Raw genomic sequence first — 21536 nt, 5'->3', positions numbered from 1 at the left:
CCCGGATCAGAGCGGCAGATTCGATTCCGTATCGTCGGTGCAGACGATCGATTCAAGCGCTTTAAGTATCTGTTCGTTGAAGGCGCCTTTCATCTCGTGCCTCATGATGTGCAGGCAGATGTTCGGGGACATGATCTTATTGCCATCCCTCCCCATGGTCATATTGCAGAAAAAGTCGCATGCCGATGCTACCTGTGCCCCCCTGGGGATGAGTTCGCCACGGATTCCACGCGGGTAGCCGTTGCCGTTGTTCCGCTCGTGATGCATGCGTACTATTGCCAGGGCAATATCGTTCAGGTTGGTGTTTTCCTTGAGATAGCTGTACCCCTCCTCGGGGTGCCTCTTGAAGCGGGCAATCTCCTCTTCGGTCAATCTGCCGGTCTTGTTCAGGATCTCGTCCGGCAGAAAGGTCTTGCCGAAATCGTGCAGCAGGGTGCCGATGCCGACGTCCATCATTTCGTCATGCTTAAGCATGTAAGCTTCGGAGTGGATCATGATGCTCAGGGCAGTGACCTGCAGGCTGTGGACAAACGTATGGTAATTGTGGGCAATGACCGTTTCCAGGGTCGAAAGGGTCCTGACGTCACCCGACAGGTAGGTGAGGAGGTTTTCGATCAGCCGCCTGATCCTGTCGCTGTCGTTGGTCTTTTTGGGATTGGAAAAGAGGTCGTTGATGAAGTTGATGGAAGTCTGGAAGATCATCTTCCCCTTGACGGTGCGGGTCAGCTCTTCGCTCTTCAGGAACCGCTCAACGTTTGCTTCCATGTACTCGTTGATGACGTCCATGTCCTGGGGGCTGACATAGAGGAATTCAACCTTGTTGCTGGTGAGCCTGTCGGCGTCCAGTTGCGAGAAATCCCTGCCGTGGCTTTTGTAGAGCACAAAGTTGCCGCCGGTCTTCAGGTAGAGGGCAACATCTGGGAACGCCATCGGCTCGATCCCCTCGATGGCAATCGGTATGTATGATTGTTCCTGCATGGGCATCTCCAGGGTTGAACAAAAATATCGCAGGGAAGTGCTATTCTTTTTTCGGCTCCTTCCCCCCGAGCTTGTAATCACACCCCTCCTTGGGGCATTTGAGGAACTCTCCTTCCCGTTTGTACACCTTTTTCACCAGGAGCGGGAAGCCGCACTTGGGGCAGGGGCCGGGCTGGGGAGGGTCCCAGAGAGCGAACTTGCATTCCGGGTACTTGTTGCAGGAGTAGAACATCTTGCCGTAGCGCGATTTCTTTTCGGTCAGCTCCCCTTTGCCGCACTCGGGGCAGGTAACACCGGTGCCTTTCGGCTTTACCAGAGGCTGGATGTTCTTGCAGGCCGGATAACCGGAGCAGGCAAGGTATTTGCCGTAACGGCCGTCCTTGATCAGCATCGGCTGGCCGCACTTGTCGCACTTTTCTTCGGAAATCTCCGGCTCAGGTTTTTCCGCCTGTTCGGCTGATTCGATGTTCCTGGTGTAGCGGCAGCCGTCCTTGTAACCGGTACAGGCGATGAACTTCCCGCGCCGGCCCAGTTTGACCGCCAGCAGTTCCCCGCATTCCGGGCATTTTTCGTCCAGCGCCTCGGTGGTGACGTCGGATTTGCTGACTTCCCCCTCCTTCTGCTTGAGCAGGGAGGAAAACGGACCCCAGAAATCACGCATCACCGGCTTCCACTGCTTCTCGCCCCGTGAAACCTGGTCAAGTTCCTCTTCGAGGCGGGCGGTGAAGTTGTAATCGACATACTGGGTAAAATGCTGGGTCAAAAGGTCGCTGACCACCATCCCGACATCTTCGGGGAAGAAGCGTTTCGTCTCCAGCCGGGCATATTTGCGCTCCAGGAGCGTGTTCATGATGCTGGCATAGGTGGATGGCCGCCCGATGCCGTATTCTTCAAGGGTCTTGACCAGCGTTGCCTCGGTGTAGCGCGGGGGTGGCTGGGTAAAATGCTGTTCAGGCTTGAGCCCCTTGAGGTTCAGGGCTTCCCCTTCATTGAGCGGCGGGAGCAGCCCTTCCTTCTCCTCGGTCTCGTCGTCGATCCCCTCGATGTACAGTTTCATGAAACCGGGGAACCGGATCACCGTACCGGTCGCCCTGAGCTTGAACCGCTCGCCGGCAGCGATATCCACGGAGGTCTGGTCGAGGAGCGCCTCTGCCATCTGGCAGGCAACGGTCCGTTTCCAGATCAGGTCGTAAAGCTTGAACTGGTCGGACGAGAGGATCTTTTTCAGCTCGGCAGGGGTCTTGTCGACATAGGTGGGGCGGATCGCCTCATGGGCTTCCTGGGCGTTCTTGGCTTTGTTCTTGAAAAAACGCGGTTTTTCCAGGGCATACTCTTTGCCGTATAGACCGGTGATGACCTGACGGGTCTCATCCAGCGCCTGGGAGGAGAGGACCACGCTGTCGGTACGCATGTAGGTGATCAGACCGACTGCGCCGCTGCCGATGTCGATACCTTCGTAGAGTTTTTGCGCAGTGGACATGGTCTTCTTGGCCGAGAAACCCAATTTTCGGGACGCCTCCTGCTGCAGGGTGGAAGTGGTGAACGGCGGCGCCGGGGTCCGTTTCCGTTCGCTCTTGGCAACCTTGTCAACCCGGTAGCTGCACCCCTGCAAATCCTTGACAATACCGTCGGCAGATGCCTGGTCCGGGATGTCGAACTTGCCGAGTTTTTTCCCGTTGACCTCGATCAGCCCGGCAGTCAGTTTCTGTCCTTCCTGCTTGGCAAGCTCGGCCCCGATGGTCCAGTATTCCTGGGTCTTGAAGGCCTGGATCTCACGTTCGCGCTCGCAGACGAGGCGGAGCGCGACCGACTGGACCCGGCCCGCGGACAGGCCGTAACGGATCTTTTTCCAGAGGAACGGCGACAGCGTAAACCCGACCAGGTAGTCGAGCACCGATCTTGCCTGCTGGGCATCGACAAGGTCGTGGGCAATGGTGCGCGGGTTACTGACCGCATCCACTATGGCGTTTTTCGTGATCTCGTGAAAAACCACCCGCTGGACCGTGATCGGGGATTTCTTTTCGTCGATGCCGAGGGCGGCCAGCAGGTGCCAGGAGATCGCTTCCCCTTCGCGGTCGGGGTCTGTTGCCAGGAGCAGGGTGTCGGACCCCTTCAGTTCACGCTTGATGGCATCGATATGCTTCTTGCTCTCGGGGAGCACCGCGTATTTAGGCTCGAAATCCTTTTCCGTATCCACCGAGCCCTGTTTGCTTGGGAGGGCGCGCACATGGCCGAACGAAGCCAGGACCTTGTAATCCGGGCCGAGAAATTTTTCGATGGTCTTTGCCTTGGCAGGCGATTCAACTATAACCAGGTGTTGGGGCATGATCTGTTGTTCTCACTTGAATTGGATCCGTTTCAGTCACGAAAGGGTAAAAAATTTGCCCGGAAGTTGAAGTAATAGGCCTTTCAACTCCAGGCGGAGTAAAATAACGGAAAGCTCCTGGACTGTCAACCCGGCTTTCCGGGCAATTTCGTCGATATGAACCGGCCCTTCGCCCAGTGTTGCCCAGACCGATTCTTCGTCGGGCTGGAGGAGCAGCTGCGGCTGCAGCGGGGTACGACAGCCTCTGCTGCCAGTGGGCAGCTCTTCCATGATGTCTGCCACCACATCGACCAGTTTGGCCCCCTGTTTAATCAGCCTGTTGGTGCCACGGCTCGTGCCGGAAGTAACCTGGCCGGGGATGGCGAATACCTCTCGCCCCTGGTCCAATGCAAACTGGGCGGTTATGAGCGACCCGCTCCGTTCCGCCGCCTCCACCACCAGAACACCGAGAGAGAGCCCGCTGATGATCCGGTTCCGCCTGGGGAAGTTTTTCGGCAACGGGCCTGTTCCCAGCGGGAACTCGGAGACCAGTGCCCCTTTGGCGGCCATATCGTCGTATAACCGGCTGTTTTCAGCCGGGTAAACTATGTCGATTCCGCAGCCGAGAACGCCGATGCTCTTCCCGCCACCGGCCAGGGCGCCCTTGTGGGCAGCGGTGTCGATCCCCCGGGCCATCCCCGAGACTACCGTAACCCCTTGTTCCGCCAGTTCCGTTGCCAGCCTGCCTGTCGCCTGCAGTCCGTAGGGTGTTGCCCGCCTTGATCCGACTACGGCCACGGCAGGTTCGCAATTGTCCAGGCTACCTTTTACATAGAGAAAAGGGGGCGGATCAGTGATCTCCAGGAGCAGAGCCGGGTATTCCGGCGACCGGAAGTCTATGATCCTGATCCCCTGCTTTGCGACGGCCGCGGCCTCTTTTTCGGCAAAGGGGTGGTAGTCGTGCGCTGCTATGGATGCCGCGACCGGATGCGAAACAATCCTGCTGCGCACCAGCTCCGGCAGCGCACTCTCCAGAACCTTTTCCGGCGATCCGAAATGTTCCACGAGCCGGCGAAAGGTGACGTTGCCGACAAGCGGGACCGATTTCAGGGCAAACCAGTAGAAATGATCAGTCATCGGATAGATACAAAAAGGGGCGGAATCCCCGCCCCTTTTTCCCCATGCTTTTTCAGCGCCCCTTGAGCAGTTCTACCCGGTCTGCGCGGTATATTGTGTCGATGCTCTTGATCACAAGGGCGGTTGAAGTTGTCTTGTTGGTGTCGACCACCACCAGTGCGCCGATGACCTCGGGTGGCAGCTTGCCGACCGGAACGTCTATGAACTTCGGGTCAGGCTGCACATCCCTGACCACGTATACCATGTTACCGGTCCTGATGCCATGCGATTCGCCCAGGTCCAGATAGGCTATTTCTCCGGTGGCGATCGCCTTGTTCCCGGTTTTGGTTTCAATGATATATCCGGACAGATCCAGATCCGCAGCCTTGAGAGGGATCGCTTTTTTCCTCTCCTTGTACGGAGCCAGTTGTGCTCCCGGGCCGATTTCCTGATATGATTCCGTGATAATCGCCTTGGAGACCTTGTCTTCAAGTTCCGCAAGCTGCAGGGTCCCCAATGGAATGACCTTGTACCCGGCAATCATGTTGGTGAGCGGATGACTGATCGCCCCTGATTTCTGATAGATGGAGAAGCGGTCGCCGACTTTCGCCCCCCTGGTTCTCCCTAGGTCGGTGTAGACGATATCGTCTTCTCCGGATAACTGCCGGTTCTGGTAGGTGGATATTATGGTGCCGAAAGGCCTGTGCTCCCCTTCTTCGATAAACCCTTCTCCTCCGGTGACTGAAAAGGTTATCTCCTTAACACGCTGCTCCACCGGTTTTGCAGCAACCGGCGCTGCAGCCGGCTGTTCGGTGGCCTCTGGCGCTGGCGCCGGTGCGATTTCGATCTTGCCGTTTCTGAACAGAATCTTCTGGCCTGGGAATATGACATGAGGATTTGTGACTACTGGGTTTTTTGCCCAAAGGTCGGGCCAGTAATGCGGGTCATTCAGGAACTTTTCGGACAGCCCCCAGAGAGTATCCCCCTGCTGGATTACATAGGTCTGCGGTTCTGCGGACCCGGCGAGGACCGGCAGGGCATAAGAGAGAATAGCGGCAGCCAGAACAGTAAATATGGCCTTTTTCATTTGTGTTAACCTCTTGAGTGATTAGGGTCGATTGAGTCGCTCTCTTGCCTTGGCCGCGGCCGGGCTTTTTGGGAAAGCCTCAACCAGTTTCTGCATGGTGGCCCTGGCAGCGGGCTGATCGTTCAGGCTCAACTGCGAAAAGGCAATCTTTAACATCGCATCCGGGACTTTTTTCCCTTTCGGGAATTTTAGCGGCACGGTATTGAAGGCAGCGAGCGCGCTCCGGTAGTCCTTCCGGGAATAGTGGCATTCTCCGATCCAGTACTGGGCGTTGGCTGCGTATTCGCTGTTGGGATATGCGGCAATGAAGTCAGTAAAGGCGCTGATCGCTTCGTCGTACCTGTTGGCGCTGAAAATGCCGAAGGCCTTCATGTAGGCCTCCTGTTGCTGCGATTCACTGTCTGCCCTTGCCGGCTCGGCACCGACGACCTCAATAGTCGACCGGGTCTGGGCAACCGGCTCTGATTTTTGCAGCGCGGCCAGCTGGCTTTTTAATGCCTCGGTTTCGGATTTTTGCGCTGCCAGGGTAGCTTCCTGGTCAGACACCTTTTTCGAGAGTTCCTGTAGTTCCCGCGAAAGCTCGGACAGCTGCGTTCTCTGGGCGGCACCGGCCTGAAGGACCTGCTCCAGTCTACCTTCGGTTTCCATCTGTTTCTTGGTCAATACATCCATGGAACTGCAGCCGCTCAAAAGGGCAATAGCCAGCAAAAGCCCCGGGCTTTTTAATCGATTCATTGCTCAGCCTCCCGCAAAGTTACCATAATTAAAGCTTCTTCCGATTCGTTGTCAAGGGGTTGCGCCCCTTTTGGGTTCCTTTGGGGGTAGGGATGTGCTAATATCCGCCTTTACGCCGCCAAGGGGTGAGGATTCAATGAAGATACCCGAACTGCTGGCTCCTGCCGGCAATATGGAAAAGTTGAAAATTGCGGTTCATTATGGTGCCGATGCCGTCTATCTCGGCGGCAAGTCGTTCGGACTGAGAAACCTGGCCGGCAACTTCTCTGTCTCCGAGCTGGCTGAGGCGGCGGATTATGCCCATTCCAGGGGGGTCAAGGTCTATCTGACCCTGAACGCGTTCCCTGCAAACAGTGATTTTTCGCATCTCCAGGACTACCTGTCAGAAATTTCCCCGATCCCGCTGGACGCCTACATTGTTGCCGACCCCGGGGTGATCGACCTGGTCCGGGAAATCTCCCCCGGTATGGAGCTGCATCTTTCCACCCAGGCCAATACCGTAAATTGGCGCAGCGCGCTTTTCTGGCAGAAGCAGGGGATCCGGAGGATCAATCTGGCCCGCGAAATGTCGCTGGCCGAGATCAGCGAGACCGCCGGCCGGGTAGAGCTGGAACTGGAGGCCTTTGTCCACGGAGCGATGTGTATCTCCTATTCCGGGCGCTGTCTGCTCTCCAGCGTCATGTCGGGACGGAACGCCAACAAGGGGGAATGCTCCCACCCCTGCCGCTGGGGGTATGCCCTGGTCGAAGAGACCAGGCCGGGCGAATACTTCCCGGTCTTCGAAGACGAAAGCGGCACGTTCATCTTCAACTCCAGGGACCTGTGCCTGATCGAGCACCTGCCGGAGCTGGCCGCGGCAGGGGTGTCGTCCCTGAAGATCGAAGGGCGGATGAAAGGGATCAACTACGTCGGCGCCGTCATCAGGGTCTACCGGGAAGCGCTGGACCGGCTGGCTGCGGAGGGGGATGCGTACCGGTTCCGTCCCGAATGGCTGGAGGAGTTGTACAAGATCAGCCACCGCGGTTATACTACCGGTTTTGCCTTTGGCGCGCCGTTGAATGTGGGGCAGGAGTATGATTCCCGCTACATCAGGAGTCATGAATTTGTCGGCGTGGTCGAGTCGGTCGGGGAAGACGGCACCGCTGTCATTGCCGTGCGGAACCAGATAAAATCAGGCGATACGATAGAATGGCTCGGTCGGGGGATGCGGCTGGGGGTCATGCAACAGGTTGAGCTGCTTGACCTGGACTCCGCTCCCCTTGAGGTTGCCAACCCCAACAGCAGGATCCGGCTGAAACCCTCATTCCCGGCTGAACAGCACGACCTGTTGAGGAAGGCGCGATGACCGGTCGTGATCTGAAGTGGGCGGCCGGCACCTCGGCAATCATGGCGCTCACCGTCCCTTTTGCTGTAATGCCGCTCAGGATGGCCACGCAGCTGGGGGAAAAACTCGGGCTGATCCTTTATCAACTGTTGCGACGGTGGCGTTCGCTCGGTTTTGAGAACATGGAGAAGATGCTCCCCTGGTTGCGCCGGCAACCGGGGTGGAACCCGTTATACAACGCTCCGGCGCATCTGGCCCGGGAGCTGTTCGAGAATATGGGGAAGCTGGTTGCCGAGATCAGCAGGCTTTACCATGGGCTCGATGAAGATCTTTTTGCAACGGTCGAGTTCAGGGGGATGGAACATTATGAACAGGCTTCCGTCCGCGGCAACGGCGTTTTGTTCATAACCGGCCACTGCGGCAACTGGGAACTGCTGGCGCTCTCTTTCGGCGCAAAATACAAGCCGTTGGCGGTGGTGGCCAAGCCGATGAAAAAACAGTACATCGACCGGCTCCTCGAAAAGATGCGGTTTCGCCACGGCAACAGCGTCATTTATCGCGATCACGCCGTGCGCGAGATCCTGACCCGGTTGAAATCGAACGGGATTGTCGGCATTCTGGTGGACCAGGTGGCCCGACCCCCTCACGGCGTGATTGCCGGCTTTCTGGGGCAACCGGCCTGGACGACCATGATGCCGGTCAAGGTGGCGATGAAGTCAAAGGCTGCCTTGGTGCCGATCTTCATCCATCGCGAAGCTGACCGGAATATCGTCACGATTTATCCCGAAATGGCGCTCAGCAGCGAGGGGAGTCAGGATGAGCGGATCCGCCGGGATACGGACCGGTTGAATCGTTATATCGAAGAGCAGATTGTCAATTATCCGACCCAGTGGAACTGGTTCTACCGCCGGTGGAAGGGGACGGAGAACCTATAATCCGGAGTTGAAGGGGAATCGATGCAGCAGATTATCCAATTCTTGACCGAACGAACCGGGTCCGCACGCAGGGACCTGACAGTCATAGCCCTGATTTTCGGCACTGCCTTTTTCCAGTTCCTGGGGAAGTTTCCCCTGATGGAGCCTGACGAGGGACGCTACAGCGAAATCCCCCGCGAAATGCTCGAACGCGGTGATTTTGTCACGCCGATGCTCAATTACGTCAAGTATTTCGAGAAACCGCCGCTTCATTACTGGCTGAACGCGATATCGATGCGCATCTTCGGCGAGAACGAATTCGCCACCCGCTTGCCTGGAGCGCTCTGCGGGCTGCTGACCGTGCTGTTCATCTACCACCTGGCCAGGAAACTGTTCGGCAGACGCGAGGGGTTGATGGCAGCCCTGGTCCTGGGGTCCGCAACCGGTTTCCTGGTTCAGGGGCGGATCAACCTGACCGATATGACGCTGACCTTCTGCATGACCGTGACGATCGGTTGCTTTCTGCTCGCATCCCATCCGGCGGAAGCGCGCAAAGGACTTTACTACCACCTCTTCTACCTCTTTTCCGCCCTGGCCTTTCTGGCCAAGGGGCTGATCGGGATCGTGCTGCCGGGCGGCGTGATTTTCCTGTACCTGCTGTTCTGCAAGAGATGGTCGCTTTTGCGGGAAATGCGGCTGTTTACCGGCATGATCCTGCTGCTGGCCGTGGCCGCGCCGTGGCCGCTGCTCGCTTCGCTGCGCAACCCGGAGTTTTTCAACTTCTTCTTCATACATGAGCATTTCACCCGGTTCCTGACCAAGGTGCACGGCAGATACCAGCCGTTCTGGTTTTTTGTGCCAATCCTGTTGCTGACCATGCTCCCCTGGTCCTTTTTCGTGCCGCAGGCTCTGGTGCGAGCCTGGCGGGAACGGAAGAGCCCCGGCGGCGACCGGATTCTGTACCTCATCATCTGGGCGGCGTTCATATTCCTCTTTTTTTCCAAGTCCAATTCCAAGCTGATCCCGTACATCCTGCCGGTCTTCCCGCCGCTGGCAGTCCTGGTGGGGTTGCTTTTCGGCAAATGTTTCGACGGCGAAGCGCTGCCGAAAAAGACCGCGATCACACTTGCCGTGGTGCTCTGCATTGCCGGTTGCGGGGCCATCGCCTATCCCTTTGTCGATAAGAAGCCTTATGCATCGGCAGCTGGTGGGGCGGCCCTGGGGATCGTGTTCATTGCCGAAGGTGCCCTGGCCATTGTCATGGCGCGCCGCGGCGATGCCAAGCGGTTGTTCTGCGTGCTGGTCGCGGGTGGGCTGCTCCTGTCGCTGGTCGCTCCCCATGCGGTTTTCCCTGCCATGTCCGGGAAAAAGGCGAGTTCCAGAGAGCTCTGCCGCATGGTGCGAAGCGTTGCCGGCCCGGATAGCGCAGTTGTCAGCGTGGGTTACGAACAGGGATTCCCGTTTTATGCCGGACGGCGGGTGATCATTGCCGGCGGGATGGGAGAACTGGAGTTCGGCGCCAAGATCGGCGACCAGTCCGCCTGGTTTATGGAACGGGAGAATCTGCCGTCACTCTGGGATTCGGGTCGTCATGTCGTTGCCCTGATCAAGCCCAATGATCTGGAGTCACTGAAAGCCAATATCAAGACCCCGGTAAGGGTGCTGGGGCAGGACAGCCGCAAGCTCCTTATTGCAAATCGCTGAGTCGCGGGAAATGATTTGCACCGGCAGGTGATTTGTGCCATAAATAAACGATTTTACGAGTCATCCGGAGGTTTTGTGCGCAGCGAGTTTCTCCCCTTTTCCACCCCAACCATAGAGGACGCGGAAATAAACGAGGTGGTCGATTCCCTCAGGTCTGGCTGGATCACCACCGGACCAAAGGTGAAGCGTTTCGAGGATGCATTCAAGGCGTATGTGGGCGCCCCTTTTGCCGTGCCGCTCAGTTCCGCAACCGCCGGGCTGCACCTTGTTCTCCTTGCCCTCGGGATCAAGGAAGGTGACGAGATCATCACTACCCCGATGACCTTTGCCTCCACGGTCAGCATCCCGATCCTGTGCGGGGCCAAGCCGGTTCTGGTGGACATCGAGCCGGGGACGCTCAATATCGATGCAACCAAGATCCGGGAAAAGGTAACGGAGCGTACCAGGGCGATCATTCCGGTCCATTTTGCCGGCCAATCCTGCGATATGGACCCGATATTCAAGCTGGCAAAAGAGTTTGGCCTGACCGTGATCGAGGATGCTGCCCATGCCGCCGGCACCGAATACAAAGGGGCGCGGATCGGTTCGTTTCCCAGCATCTCCATATTTTCGTTCCACCCCAACAAGAATATGACCACCGGCGAGGGGGGGATGGTCTGCGCTGGCGACGAGACCCTGGCCGAAGAGGTCTCGCTGCTCAAGTTCCATGGCATGAGCCGCGAGGCGTGGAAGCGGTTTGCTGCCAGCGGCAGTCCCAACTACGACATCATGATGCCGGGATACAAGTACAACATGATGGATATCCAGGCCGCCATCGGCATCCACCAGTTGCCGAAACTGGACGGCTTCATCGACCGGCGCCGGGAGATCGCGGAGTTTTATAACCGGGAGTTCGCCGATGTGCCGGAACTGGCCCTGCCGGCTTACGCCCCGTACGAACAGCGCCACGCCTGGCATCTGTATACGCCGCTGGTCAGGATCGAGCATCTGAAACTGGACCGCGACGGCTTCATGGCCGAGCTGAAAAAGCAAAATATCGGTACCGGTCTCCATTACAAGGCGGTGCATCACCACGCCTGGTACCGCGAGAACCTCCCCCAGCCCGCAGGTTCGCTCCCCAATGCCGATTACGCCTCGGACCGGATCCTGTCCCTGCCGCTCTTCCCGAAGATGACCGACGGTGATGCTCGTGATGTCGTGGCTGCGGTGAAAGACGTGATCGCGAAGAACAGGAAATAGATTTCGTAGGGGCGCGACTTGCCGCGCCCACGTCAGTCCGGGCGCAGCAAGTCGCGCCCCTACAGGAAAATGCAATGCCCGATAAACCTTACATATCCATTGTCATACCGGTCTACAACGAGGAGGGGAATCTCGCCAATCTCTTCGATCGGCTCTACCCGGTCATGCAGGGGTTGGGAAAGCCGTTCGAGATCATCCTGACCGATGACGGCAGCCGCGACCGGTCCCTGGAGATCCTGAAGGAGATGGTGGCCAGATACCCCGAGGTCCGGGTAGTGGAGTTCAACGGCAACTTCGGCCAGCATATGGCGATCATGGCGGCCTTCGAGATCAGCCGCGGCGAGATCGTAATAACTCTTGATGCCGATCTGCAGAATCCGCCGGAAGAAATCCCGAAGCTGGTTGCCGAAGTGGAGAAGGGGCACGACGTTGTCGGAAGTATCCGCCAGAAACGGCAGGACACCTTTTTCCGCAAGACCGCCTCGCTGATGGTGAACATCGTCACCCGGAAGATGACCGGCATGAAGATGAGCGATTACGGCTGCATGCTCCGGGCCTATCACCGCAACGTGATCAACAATATCAACCGCTGCCAGGAGACCTCCACCTTCATTCCGGCGCTGGCCCAGACCTTTGCCGCCAGCCCGAGCGAGGTCGAGGTCGCCCATGCCGAGCGCCAGGAAGGGGAGAGCAAGTACTCGCTCTACAAACTGGTGCGGCTGAATTTCGACCTGATGACCGGATTCTCGGTGGTGCCGCTGCAACTGTTCGCATTGCTCGGCATCCTGACCTCGCTGTTCAGCGTTGCTTTTGCCATCTTCCTGCTGGTGCGGCGGTTCATTGTCGGCGCCGAGGTGGAGGGGGTTTTCACCCTGTTCGCCATCCTGTTCTTTTTCATCGGGATCACCATCTTCGGCATCGGCATCGTCGGCGAGTATGTCGGCCGGATCTACCAGGAGGTCCGCCGCAGGCCGCGCTATGTGGTGAGGAAGGTTCATGGAGCCGATAATGAGCATTAATCAAGGACAACCATTGGATTTGGCTTCAGGACAAGGCGGGAAGGAGGATGCGACGCAGGCGTACACAGCAGTACGTCGAGGAGCTGACGACGCAGCCAACACCGTCATGGAGACAAAGGCAACGGTTGTTGTCTGTGCCTATCATAATGTCGGTTACCGCTGCCTTGAAGAACTGCTTCGCCAGGGGGCCGACATCCGGCTGATCTTTACCCACGAAGATTCACCGACCGAGGAGATCTGGTTCAAGTCGGTGCGGGAACTGGCCTGCAAGCACGGCATCCCGTTCCTCACCAGCGACATCAACCTGCCGGAGAACCAGGCCAGAGTGGCGGAGATCGCACCGGCGTTCCTGCTCTCCTTCTACTACCGGAACATGATCAAGCCGGAACTTCTGGAACTGGCGGCCCGTGGCGCCTTGAACCTGCACGGCTCGTACCTGCCGAAATACCGGGGCCGGGTGCCGGTGAACTGGGCGGTGATCAACGGCGAGACCGAGACCGGCGCCACGCTGCACTACATGGTGGAGAAACCGGATGCCGGCGAGATCGTGGACCGGGAGAAGGTGGCCATAGAGTTCACGGACACCGCCTTTGACGTCTTCAACAAGGTGACCGATGCGGCAGTGACGGTTATCCGCCGCACTTGGCCGATGCTTGTGGCCGGAACCGCGCCGCGCATCCCGATGAACCTGAAGGAAGGCAATTACTGCGGCGGGAGAAAGCCGGAAGACGGCCGGATCGATTGGACCAGGAGCGCCGTTACGATCTACAACCTGGTCCGCGGGGTTACACACCCGTATCCAGGCGCTTTCACTCACCTCTGCGGCCACAAGGTCGTCATCTGGAGTGCCTGGCCGGTTGCCGGCAGCTCTGAGCCGGGCAAAGTGGTCTCTACCGAGCCGCTGCTGGTCGGCACCGGTGACGGACTGCTGGAGATCAAAAAGTTGCAGGCAGATGGAGAAGTCGAAACAACTGCTGCTGTCTATGTAGAAAAGAATTCGCTGGAACACGCGTGTTTCGAATAAAAACAAGGAGATTGCGACAATGAAAGTACTGATACTCGGTGTCAATGGATTTATAGGCAATGCGTTGACCCATCGTATATTAACCACCACCGACTGGGAAGTCTACGGCCTGGATATGGCCTGCGACAAGCTGGAGCGCTCCCTGGGGCATGACCGCTTCCATTTTCTGGAAGGCGACATCACCATCAACAAGGAGTGGATCGAGTACAACATCAAGAAGTGCGACGTGGTGCTGCCGCTGGTGGCGATCGCCACGCCGGTAACCTACGTGAAGGACCCGCTCCGCGTCTTCGAGCTCGACTTTGAGGAGAACCTGAAGATCATCCGCCAGTGCGCCAAGTACAAGAAGCGGGTCATCTTCCCCTCTACCTCCGAGGTCTACGGCATGAGCCCGGACCGGGAGTTCGACGAGGAGAACTCGCCGCTCATGCTCGGGCCGATCAACAAGGAGCGCTGGATCTACTCCTGCGCCAAGCAGATGCTCGACCGGGTTATCTATGCCTATGGCGCTCACGAGGGCCTGCAGTACACCCTGTTCCGGCCTTTCAACTGGATCGGCCCCAAACTCGATTCCATCAGCACCGCCAAGGAAGGGAGTTCGCGGGTGCTCACACAATTTCTCTACAATATTCTGGCCGGCGAGCCGATCCAATTAGTTGACGGCGGCAGCCAGAGACGCTCATTTACTTTTATCGAAGATGGCATCGACTGCCTGATGAAGATCATCGCCAATGAGAACGGCGCGGCGGACAGCGGCATATTCAATATCGGCAACCCGACCAATGACCTGTCGGTCAAGGAACTTGCCGAGAAGCTGCTGTTGCTGATGAAGGAGTATCCGGCCTACCGTGACAAGGCGGAACAGTGCCGGATCATCGAGGTCACCTCCGGAGAGTTCTACGGTAAAGGATACCAGGATATGCTCACCAGGGTGCCGTCGGTAAAGAACGCTAAAGAGCGGTTAGGATGGGAGCCGAAGACTTCCATTGATGATGCTCTCAGAAAGACCCTCGATTTCTACCTTGTGGACGAAAGGGAAAAGATCGAGCATTTACTCTAGAACCATGGGCTGGAGGTATTGACGATGGGACACCTGATATTCTTTGTTGTTACGGCGCTATTGCTGGCGCTGCCGGGTATGGGGAGCAACGCAGCTGCTGCCGATTATGACTGGATGAGAAAGAAGGATCAGGTGGAGACCTCTGGCAAGAAGTATGTTAATCAGTACGCCCTGTTTCGCGCCGGCGGATTTTTCCCGGAGGGATCTCCCGGGATGAATATCGGTGAAGGGGCCGAAGCCGGCTACGGCATACAACCGATACGCTGGCTGGCTGCGGAGGCATCGTTCGGTTTCATCGCGGCCGACGACTACGATGACAACCTCAAAAACCTGCATCGATCTCTCCAACTGGTTCCGGTTACCGGAACCATCCGGGCGATCTATCCTTTCAAGCAATTTGACATCTATGCCTTGGCCGGCGGGGGGATGTACTACTCGATGCTGAAAGTTGAGAATCGCAACCAGGTCACGGCCTCTATTGAGGATGACAAGGTTTTATTCGGTTACCATTACGGCGGCGGTGTTTCCATGCTGCTTGGCGGCAGCTCTTCTCTCGGTATTGAAGTCAAGCGTTTTGAGACCCGTTGGGATGATCATGACCTCGATATCAGGGGCACATTCCTGACCGCATTCTTCAGGTTGGGGCTTTAAACCATTTTTAGCGTAACTGTCTGATCAGGAGGGTTGTCAGTCAATGCCGGGTCTTGCTCCTATCATCGCCTTCAAGGTCGATGTGGATACCTACTCCGGTACCCGGGACGGCGTCCCGCATCTGGTGGAGATCCTCGGCAGGTTCGGCATCCGGGCAACCTTTTATTTTTCCATGGGGCCGGACAACTCGGGCAAGGCCATTCGCCGGATCTTCCGGCGCGGGTTTCTGCGTAAAATGATGCGGACCGGCGCACCGTCGGCGTACGGGTTGCGCACAATGTTGTACGGCACCATTCTACCGCCGCCGTACATTGCCGAGCGCCTTCCTGACACCCTCCGGAGCGTGGAACAGGCAGGCCATGAAGTCGGCATCCACTGCTGGGACCATGTCAAGTGGCACGACTATCTCCCCTGGCTTCCCAAGCAGACCGCGCTGATGGAACTCGGCCGGGCGAGCGCGGCATTCGAGGAGGTCTTCGGCCACCGAACCCGGACAACCGCTGCGCCCGGATGGACCGTGACCCCCGATTCCCTGGAGATCCAGGATGCAATGGGGCTTGCCTACTGCAGCGATTCCCGGGGCACCCGCCCGTTTTATCCGGTGATGGAGGGCCGGCGTTTCAACACCCTCCAGATCCCATCCACCTGGCCGACTCTTGACGAAATCCTGGGCGAGAGCGGCATCACCACGGACAACATCAACGATCATTATCTTTCGCTGGTCAGGCCCGGCCTGAACGTTCACACCATCCATGCCGAGCTGGAGGGGAATGCCTATAGCGCAACATTTACGGCACTTCTGGAGCGGTTGTCAGAGATGGGGGTCCGGTTTGCGACCCTTGGTGAAGCGGCGGAGCAGTATGAAGACGATGCCCCGAATTGCGAACTGCAGATGAGTTATACCGGCGGCAGGGCCATGCCGGTGGCGATACAGGTCGAAGCGTAGCCTGGCCGGTTGCGGCGTTGTGCCATTGTGTCACCGTTCTTATATCGTCTTTGGAGTTGGAATGACAGCGGTAGATAAAGTCAGCTATTTCCGCGTTGATCGCCGGAATCTCGTTTATCTCAAGTTTATTCTTGAGGCTTACGAAGGTCTTTCGACCATGAGCACTGCAGACCGGAAAGAGGGGATTGTGCGGATCAGCTGTCCGGAATGGGCGGCGGCGGATGTCAGGGACCTGCTTGATTCTTTGTCCAGAGAGATTGGACTAGTAGAGGTTGACGAACCGATGGAGGCAATGGGTGCTTGAAAATATAGCGATCGACAGGATTTTGCGGACTGCGCTGGCCAATGGCGGCGAGTTCGCCGACATCTACTTTGAAGAGGGTTCATCCACCGGTATTTCCTGTGACGACGGCCGGATCGAGCGAGTAATATCAGGCAGCGACCGGGGAGTGGGAATCCGGGTCATCGCCGACCTGCGGACCGCCTATGCCTATACCAATAACGTGACCGAAGAGGCGTTGCTGGAGCTGGCTCGTACTGTCAGCCGAGCGGTGAAGGGGAAGAGCTTCGATTCCGCCATCGATCTGCGCAGCCGCAATGTTGCCCCCGGGTTTACGATTGTCGACCCGCCGGAACTGGTTCCGCTTGAGCGGCGGGTGGCAATGGTCAACGAGGCGGACCGGGCCGGCCGCGGTTTTGATCCGCGTATCCGCCAGGTTTCGGTCAGCTACCGGGACGGCCGTTCCAAGACCCAGATCGCGAACTCGTGCGGCGAATTTGTCGAATTTTCCCGGACCGGGGTGGTCTTTGCCGTGCAGGCCGTTGCGGCCGACGGGTCGGTAATTCAGACCGGATACGAGCCGGTCGGCGGGTTCTGCGGCCTGGAGATTCTGGGGACCCGGCCGCCTGCCGAAATTGCGCAGACCGCGGCCCGCAGGGCGGTAATGATGCTGGGTGCCGCCAAATCCCCAGGAGGGATGATGCCGGTGGTCCTGTCGTCCGAGGCCGGCGGCACCATGGTGCACGAGGCCATAGGCCACGGGCTGGAAGGGGATCTCGTTGAGTCCGGCGTTTCGATGTATACCGGCAAACTCGGCACCATGGTGGCCTCGCCCCTGGTGACCGTGGTTGACGACGCGACCATTCCGAATGCACGGGGCTCGTTCTTCTTTGACGACGAAGCTGTCCCGGCCCGCAGGAATGTGCTGGTGGAAAACGGCATCCTGAAGGGCTATCTGTACGACCGGCTCAGCGCGATGAAGAGCGGCGCGGAGTCGACCGGGAACGGCCGGCGCGAATCGTACGCCTCAAAACCGATCGTCAGGATGACCAACACCATGATCCTCCCCGGAGAGACCGAGCCGCAGGAGGTCATTCGGGAGGCCACCCGCGGCCTGTTCGTCAAGAAGATGGGGGGCGGCCAGGTAAACACGGTTACCGGCGATTTCGTCTTCGAGGTCACGGAAGGATACCTGATCGAAAACGGTGCGGTCGGCGAGCCGGTACGGGGGGCCACCCTTACCGGCAATGGCCCGACCGTCCTGCAGAACGTAGTCAGGGTGGGGAACGACCTCGGCTTCGGCATCGGCACCTGCGGCAAGGACGGCCAGGGTATCCCGGTATCCGATGCCCAGCCGACCCTGCTGATCTCCGAGATCACCGTCGGCGGGGCGGCCTGACAAGGGGGGGACAATGCGCGACAGGTATAAGGTCGGGGCTGAGCAGACACTGGCAGCGGTAAAGCATGCCGGTTTTCTCTCCGGGTTCACCCTTGCCCTGTTCCGGCAGGGTCAGAAATCGGCAGCGCCTAACGCCTCATGGCCATATGCCGGTGCCGGCGCTCCTCCGCCTGTTCTCGAATGGCTGGGGCAGCCGTTTCTGATCGATCTGCTTGGCCGGGTGGCCCGGATCGGCTCGCCGCAGGTCTCCCGTTCCGGGGCGGGACTTTATTGTTTTGCCGTTCCGCTGGAGGATGACGGGGGTGATTTCTGCATCGTCGGGTGCGGGGTGCGCGACTCAAGCCTGGACCTGGTGACGGTTGAGAGCCTGGCGCGCCGGTCTGGGACTGACACGATCGCACTGCTGGCCGAGCTGGAAGCTCTGCCGGTTGTCACCTTCGGCAGCGTATCCGAGGTAGCCGCCCGGGTCATGGCGCTCGCCAAAATGCTCCGGGGAGGCGAATCTGCAGAAAAACCGGGCAGTGTCGATTCCGAAAGGATGCGGCTGGTGGGAGAGATTAGCGCCGAGCTGGACCGGGCCGAGACCGGACAAGATGCCATTGCCCTGCTGGGCGAGTCTATCGGCCTGATCTTTGACCTCCCCGGGGTGGCGATAATCCGCGCCTCTTCAGGGGGGTGGCTGGTGGAGCCGCTCTGGGGGATCGATTTCGAGCCGGCCGGAATTCCCGGCGACCGGGTAACAACGCTGCTGTCCGGCCGCAAGCCTCTGTCGCTTTCGCCCCACGAACTGGCGGAAATCCTCCCCATAGCTGCAGGGAACAGGGGTGGGCTCATCCCTCTAAATGCCGGCGGCAGGAGCTTCGGGGCGCTGTTGTTGCTGGGAGGCCGGCTGTCCGCTACCGATTTGTTGCTTCAGGATCTTCTGGCCGGCCGAGGCGCGCTACGGCTGGCCCTGCTCGACCGCGAACAGGAACTCAGCGCAAGGAACCAGCGGACCGAGCAGCTGTTCGACATCTTCAACCAGCTTGCCCTGATCGATGATCTCGGCGAACTGGCGGCCGAGTTCCTCGACAGGGCTGCGGAGCTTGCCGGCGCCGGATCCGGTTCGCTCATGCTGCTTGACAGCCAACAGCAGACGCTCAATATCTCGGCAGTGCGGGGAATGAATCCAACCCTGGCGCGCACGCTTGCCGTGCGGGTCGGGAGCGGTATTGCCGGCCAGGTTGCCAAGAGTGGCCAGCCGGTCCTGGTGAACGACATTCAAACCGACAGCCGTTTTGCCGTCGGCCGCCGGCCCCGGTTCAAGACCGGCTCCTTTGTCAGTATTCCGCTCTGCTGGAAGGGCGAGACGCTTGGCGTTCTGAATCTTTCGGACAAGGCCGATCATCTGCCGTTCGATCAGGCCGATCTTGATGTCCTGTCCGCCCTGGCCGGCCATACCGCCTCGCTGATCGCCCGCGTCCGAACCAGCGAAGGGGCAAGGCACCTTGAGCGCCTCGCCATAACCGATCCGCTGACCGAGCTTTACAATCGCCGTTTCCTTGAACGGCGGATGGACGAGGAACTTGCCCGCAGTTCCAGGCACGGCCTCAAGATGAGCGTGATGATGCTCGATCTGGACAGTTTCAAACTTTACAACGATCTCTGCGGGCACCAGGCAGGCGACATTGCCCTGAAACGGGTGGCCGATGTCCTGCGCCGCCTGGTGCGGGAGATGGATATCGTGACGCGGTACGGGGGGGAGGAGTTTTGCATCCTGCTCCCGGATACCCCCAAGATCGATGCCATGTATGTGGCCGAGCGGATCCGTTACGGCATCGAGCAGGAACCGTTCCCAGGCGAGGAAGGCCTCCCCTGCGGACGGATGACGGTAAGCATCGGGCTTGCCTCGTTCCCTGACAACGGCACCGGCGCGATCGACCTGATTGCCGCCGCGGATGTGGCCCTGTACCAGGCCAAGTCTGCCGGCCGGAACAGGATCATCGGTTCTTTCGACCTCCCCGGCAGCAAAGGGGCGCGAACCTTCAGCTACAGCGGTTCCCTGCAGACGCACTGAAAAGATTCTTCTGAGAGGACCATACGATGACCGATGTGCGCAGGCTGGGGACCGCCTCAGCCCATGACTCCCAACTGCTCATCAAGCAGCTGATCCATACCCCGATTGTCAGTGCCCCGGACCAGGAGATCGTTTACCGGGGAGAAAAACGTTATACCTACCGGGAGCTTTACGGTCGAATCTGTCGGCTGGCCAATCTGCTCGTTTCGCTCGGGGTAAAGGCGGGCGACACGGTTGCAGTGATGGACTGGGACAGCAACCGCTATCTGGAGTGTTTCTTTGCGGTGCCGATGATCGGCGCCGTGCTGCATACCATCAACGTTCGCCTCTCACCGGAGCAGATCCTCTATACCATCGACCATGCCGAGGACGATCTGTTGCTGGTAAACGGCGAGTTTCTGCCGATACTGGAGCAGATTCGCGGACGGATCGATACCGTACGCCATTATATCCTGCTGAACGATGAACCGGCGGTGCCCGAGACCCATCTCACCTTCAGTGGCGAATATGAAGAGTTGCTGGCCGCGGCAGCCCCGGAGTTCGATTTCCCTGATTTTGACGAAAACAGCCGGGCAACCACCTTTTACACCACCGGCACCACCGGCATGCCCAAAGGGGTGTTCTTCAGCCACAGGCAACTGGTGCTGCACACCTTGGGCGTGATCGCCGCGCTAGGCACGCCGCTTTCCCAGGGGCGGCTCCACCGCGAAGATGTCTACATGCCGATTACCCCGATGTTTCATGTGCATGCCTGGGGGCTCCCCTATGTCGCCACGACCATGGGGATCAAGCAGGTCTACCCCGGCCGGTACATGCCGGATCATCTCCTGGAGCTGATCGCCAGGGAAAAGGTCACCTTCTCCCACTGCGTGCCGACAATCCTGCATATGCTGCTCAAGAGCCCGTTATGCAACAAAGTGGACCTGTCGGGGTGGAAGGTGATCATCGGCGGGGCGAGCATGTCCCGGGCGCTCTGCCTGGAGGCCACGAAGCGCGGTATCGATCTGTTCACCGGTTACGGGATGTCCGAAACCTGCCCGATCCTGACGATTGCCCATCTGTTGCCCGAGATGCTGGACCAAGGCCCTGAGGCCCAGGCCGAGATCCGGTGCAAGACCGGTCTGCCGCTGCCGCTGGTGGATCTGCGGCTGGTTGACTCCGAAATGACCGATGTCCCCAGGGACGGAATGGGCAGCGGCGAGATTGTCGTCCGTGCTCCCTGGCTGACACAGGGGTATCTCAAGGATCACCGGACGTCGGAGAAGTTGTGGGAAGGTGGATGGCTCCATACCTGCGACGTGGCGAATATCGATGCCAGGGGATACGTGAAGATCACCGACCGAACCAAGGACGTGATCAAGATCGGCGGCGAATGGATCTCTTCCCTGGAGCTAGAGGATATCCTTGCCCATCATCCGGCGGTCAGCGAGGTCGCGGTCATCGGCATGCCGGACGAGCGATGGGGGGAACGGCCGCTTGCTCTCGTGGTGCCAAGGCCGGATAACAGGGAAAAGGTTACGGAAAAGGCTCTGCAGCATCATATGCATGAATATGCCGACAAGGGGATGATTTCCAAACAGGTCGTACTACTGAAGGTCCGTTTTGTGGATGCGATCGACAAGACCAGCGTGGGAAAGATCAGCAAGGTTACACTCAGAGAAAAATATCTGCCTAAGGTCTGATGACTTCGCCAAGTTCT

At 58.6% G+C, this 21536-nt stretch carries 18 protein-coding genes; 13 read left to right on the top strand and 5 right to left on the bottom strand.

Annotated features, from left to right (window positions below; genetic code table 11):
• Window positions 1–6: 6 nt before the first annotated feature.
• From OR1_RS10020 to ybgF, 5 genes are read right to left on the bottom strand one after another with little or no spacing between them, the layout of a single operon-like run.
• Window positions 7–978, bottom strand: coding sequence for an HD-GYP domain-containing protein (locus OR1_RS10020; protein ID WP_041971681.1), 972 nt, complete (start codon window positions 976–978; stop codon window positions 7–9).
• Between the two features lie 40 nt (window positions 979–1018).
• On the bottom strand, window positions 1019–3304 hold the full coding sequence (gene topA / locus OR1_RS10015; RefSeq protein ID WP_041971679.1) for a type I DNA topoisomerase: 2286 nt from the start codon (window positions 3302–3304) through the stop codon (window positions 1019–1021).
• Between the two features lie 36 nt (window positions 3305–3340).
• Window positions 3341–4420 carry a DNA-processing protein DprA gene (gene dprA, locus OR1_RS10010; protein WP_041971678.1) on the bottom strand — a complete coding sequence of 360 codons (1080 nt, stop codon included), beginning with the start codon at window positions 4418–4420 and terminating at the stop codon, window positions 3341–3343.
• A gap of 52 nt (window positions 4421–4472) precedes the next feature.
• Entirely contained in the window at window positions 4473–5486 is a 1014-nt protein-coding gene (locus OR1_RS10005; RefSeq protein WP_041971676.1) for a LysM peptidoglycan-binding domain-containing protein, read from the bottom strand.
• A gap of 21 nt (window positions 5487–5507) precedes the next feature.
• Window positions 5508–6221, bottom strand: a complete 714-nt coding sequence (gene ybgF, locus OR1_RS10000) for a tol-pal system protein YbgF (protein WP_041971674.1) — start codon at window positions 6219–6221, stop codon at window positions 5508–5510.
• Between the two features lie 136 nt (window positions 6222–6357).
• Between ybgF and OR1_RS09995 the strand changes: the two genes are divergently transcribed.
• The 13 genes from OR1_RS09995 to OR1_RS09935 all read left to right on the top strand — a co-directional run bounded on the left by OR1_RS09995 (window position 6358) and on the right by OR1_RS09935 (window position 21519).
• Complete coding sequence (locus tag OR1_RS09995) at window positions 6358–7566, top strand: U32 family peptidase (protein WP_041971673.1); 1209 nt, start codon at window positions 6358–6360, stop codon at window positions 7564–7566.
• Window positions 7563–8480: a lysophospholipid acyltransferase family protein gene (locus tag OR1_RS09990; RefSeq protein ID WP_041971672.1), complete on the top strand. Its 918-nt coding sequence runs from the start codon at window positions 7563–7565 to the stop codon at window positions 8478–8480. Before OR1_RS09995 ends, OR1_RS09990 begins: the two co-directional genes overlap by 4 nt.
• 21 nt (window positions 8481–8501) lie before the next feature.
• Window positions 8502–10163: a glycosyltransferase family 39 protein gene (locus OR1_RS09985; protein WP_041971670.1), complete on the top strand. Its 1662-nt coding sequence runs from the start codon at window positions 8502–8504 to the stop codon at window positions 10161–10163.
• Between the two features lie 75 nt (window positions 10164–10238).
• On the top strand, window positions 10239–11402 hold the full coding sequence (locus OR1_RS09980; RefSeq protein ID WP_041971668.1) for a DegT/DnrJ/EryC1/StrS aminotransferase family protein: 1164 nt from the start codon (window positions 10239–10241) through the stop codon (window positions 11400–11402).
• A 74-nt stretch (window positions 11403–11476) separates the two neighbouring features.
• The gene (locus tag OR1_RS09975; RefSeq protein WP_041971667.1) at window positions 11477–12421 is read left to right on the top strand and encodes a glycosyltransferase; all 945 of its coding nucleotides are present in this window, start codon (window positions 11477–11479) and stop codon (window positions 12419–12421) included.
• A 106-nt stretch (window positions 12422–12527) separates the two neighbouring features.
• Window positions 12528–13445, top strand: coding sequence for a formyltransferase (locus OR1_RS09970; protein WP_041971666.1), 918 nt, complete (start codon window positions 12528–12530; stop codon window positions 13443–13445).
• Window positions 13446–13464: 19 nt separating this feature from the next.
• Window positions 13465–14505 carry a bifunctional UDP-4-keto-pentose/UDP-xylose synthase gene (locus OR1_RS09965; protein ID WP_052440374.1) on the top strand — a complete coding sequence of 347 codons (1041 nt, stop codon included), beginning with the start codon at window positions 13465–13467 and terminating at the stop codon, window positions 14503–14505.
• Window positions 14506–14529: 24 nt separating this feature from the next.
• Window positions 14530–15156: an outer membrane protein gene (locus OR1_RS09960; RefSeq protein WP_041971665.1), complete on the top strand. Its 627-nt coding sequence runs from the start codon at window positions 14530–14532 to the stop codon at window positions 15154–15156.
• Between the two features lie 43 nt (window positions 15157–15199).
• Window positions 15200–16102: a 4-deoxy-4-formamido-L-arabinose-phosphoundecaprenol deformylase gene (locus OR1_RS09955; protein ID WP_041971663.1), complete on the top strand. Its 903-nt coding sequence runs from the start codon at window positions 15200–15202 to the stop codon at window positions 16100–16102.
• A 61-nt stretch (window positions 16103–16163) separates the two neighbouring features.
• Window positions 16164–16406 (top strand): DUF4911 domain-containing protein, encoded by a 243-nt coding sequence (locus OR1_RS09950; RefSeq protein ID WP_041971662.1) that lies wholly within the window; start codon window positions 16164–16166, stop codon window positions 16404–16406.
• Window positions 16399–17781, top strand: a complete 1383-nt coding sequence (locus OR1_RS09945) for a TldD/PmbA family protein (protein ID WP_041971660.1) — start codon at window positions 16399–16401, stop codon at window positions 17779–17781. Before OR1_RS09950 ends, OR1_RS09945 begins: the two co-directional genes overlap by 8 nt.
• A 13-nt stretch (window positions 17782–17794) precedes the next feature.
• Complete coding sequence (locus OR1_RS09940; RefSeq protein WP_052440373.1) at window positions 17795–19837, top strand: diguanylate cyclase; 2043 nt, start codon at window positions 17795–17797, stop codon at window positions 19835–19837.
• Window positions 19838–19863: 26 nt separating this feature from the next.
• The gene (locus OR1_RS09935; RefSeq protein ID WP_041971659.1) at window positions 19864–21519 is read left to right on the top strand and encodes a fatty acid--CoA ligase; all 1656 of its coding nucleotides are present in this window, start codon (window positions 19864–19866) and stop codon (window positions 21517–21519) included.
• Window positions 21520–21536 lie beyond the last annotated feature (17 nt).

The organism is Geobacter sp. OR-1, assembly GCF_000813145.1.
Classification (GTDB): Bacteria; Desulfobacterota; Desulfuromonadia; order Geobacterales; family DSM-12255; genus Geoanaerobacter.
Note: the sequence above shows the minus strand (reverse complement) of the source record. Positions and strands in the feature narration are given on the sequence as shown.

Excerpts from the sequence above, each read along its gene's own strand:
- OR1_RS09965 (WP_052440374.1), top strand. The coding sequence starts at position 13,465 with ATGAAAGTACTGATACTCGGTGTCAATGGATTTATAGGCAATGCGTTG.
- OR1_RS09970 (WP_041971666.1), top strand. The coding sequence starts at position 12,528 with ATGGAGACAAAGGCAACGGTTGTTGTCTGTGCCTATCATAATGTCGGT.
- topA (WP_041971679.1), bottom strand. The coding sequence starts at position 3,304 with ATGCCCCAACACCTGGTTATAGTTGAATCGCCTGCCAAGGCAAAGACC.
- OR1_RS09955 (WP_041971663.1), top strand. The coding sequence starts at position 15,200 with ATGCCGGGTCTTGCTCCTATCATCGCCTTCAAGGTCGATGTGGATACC.
- OR1_RS09935 (WP_041971659.1), top strand. The coding sequence starts at position 19,864 with ATGACCGATGTGCGCAGGCTGGGGACCGCCTCAGCCCATGACTCCCAA.
- ybgF (WP_041971674.1), bottom strand. The coding sequence starts at position 6,221 with ATGAATCGATTAAAAAGCCCGGGGCTTTTGCTGGCTATTGCCCTTTTG.
- OR1_RS09995 (WP_041971673.1), top strand. The coding sequence starts at position 6,358 with ATGAAGATACCCGAACTGCTGGCTCCTGCCGGCAATATGGAAAAGTTG.
- OR1_RS09960 (WP_041971665.1), top strand. The coding sequence starts at position 14,530 with ATGGGACACCTGATATTCTTTGTTGTTACGGCGCTATTGCTGGCGCTG.
- OR1_RS09950 (WP_041971662.1), top strand. The coding sequence starts at position 16,164 with ATGACAGCGGTAGATAAAGTCAGCTATTTCCGCGTTGATCGCCGGAAT.
- OR1_RS10020 (WP_041971681.1), bottom strand. The coding sequence starts at position 978 with ATGCAGGAACAATCATACATACCGATTGCCATCGAGGGGATCGAGCCG.
- OR1_RS09985 (WP_041971670.1), top strand. The coding sequence starts at position 8,502 with ATGCAGCAGATTATCCAATTCTTGACCGAACGAACCGGGTCCGCACGC.
- dprA (WP_041971678.1), bottom strand. The coding sequence starts at position 4,420 with ATGACTGATCATTTCTACTGGTTTGCCCTGAAATCGGTCCCGCTTGTC.
- OR1_RS09940 (WP_052440373.1), top strand. The coding sequence starts at position 17,795 with ATGCGCGACAGGTATAAGGTCGGGGCTGAGCAGACACTGGCAGCGGTA.
- OR1_RS10005 (WP_041971676.1), bottom strand. The coding sequence starts at position 5,486 with ATGAAAAAGGCCATATTTACTGTTCTGGCTGCCGCTATTCTCTCTTAT.
- OR1_RS09990 (WP_041971672.1), top strand. The coding sequence starts at position 7,563 with ATGACCGGTCGTGATCTGAAGTGGGCGGCCGGCACCTCGGCAATCATG.
- OR1_RS09975 (WP_041971667.1), top strand. The coding sequence starts at position 11,477 with ATGCCCGATAAACCTTACATATCCATTGTCATACCGGTCTACAACGAG.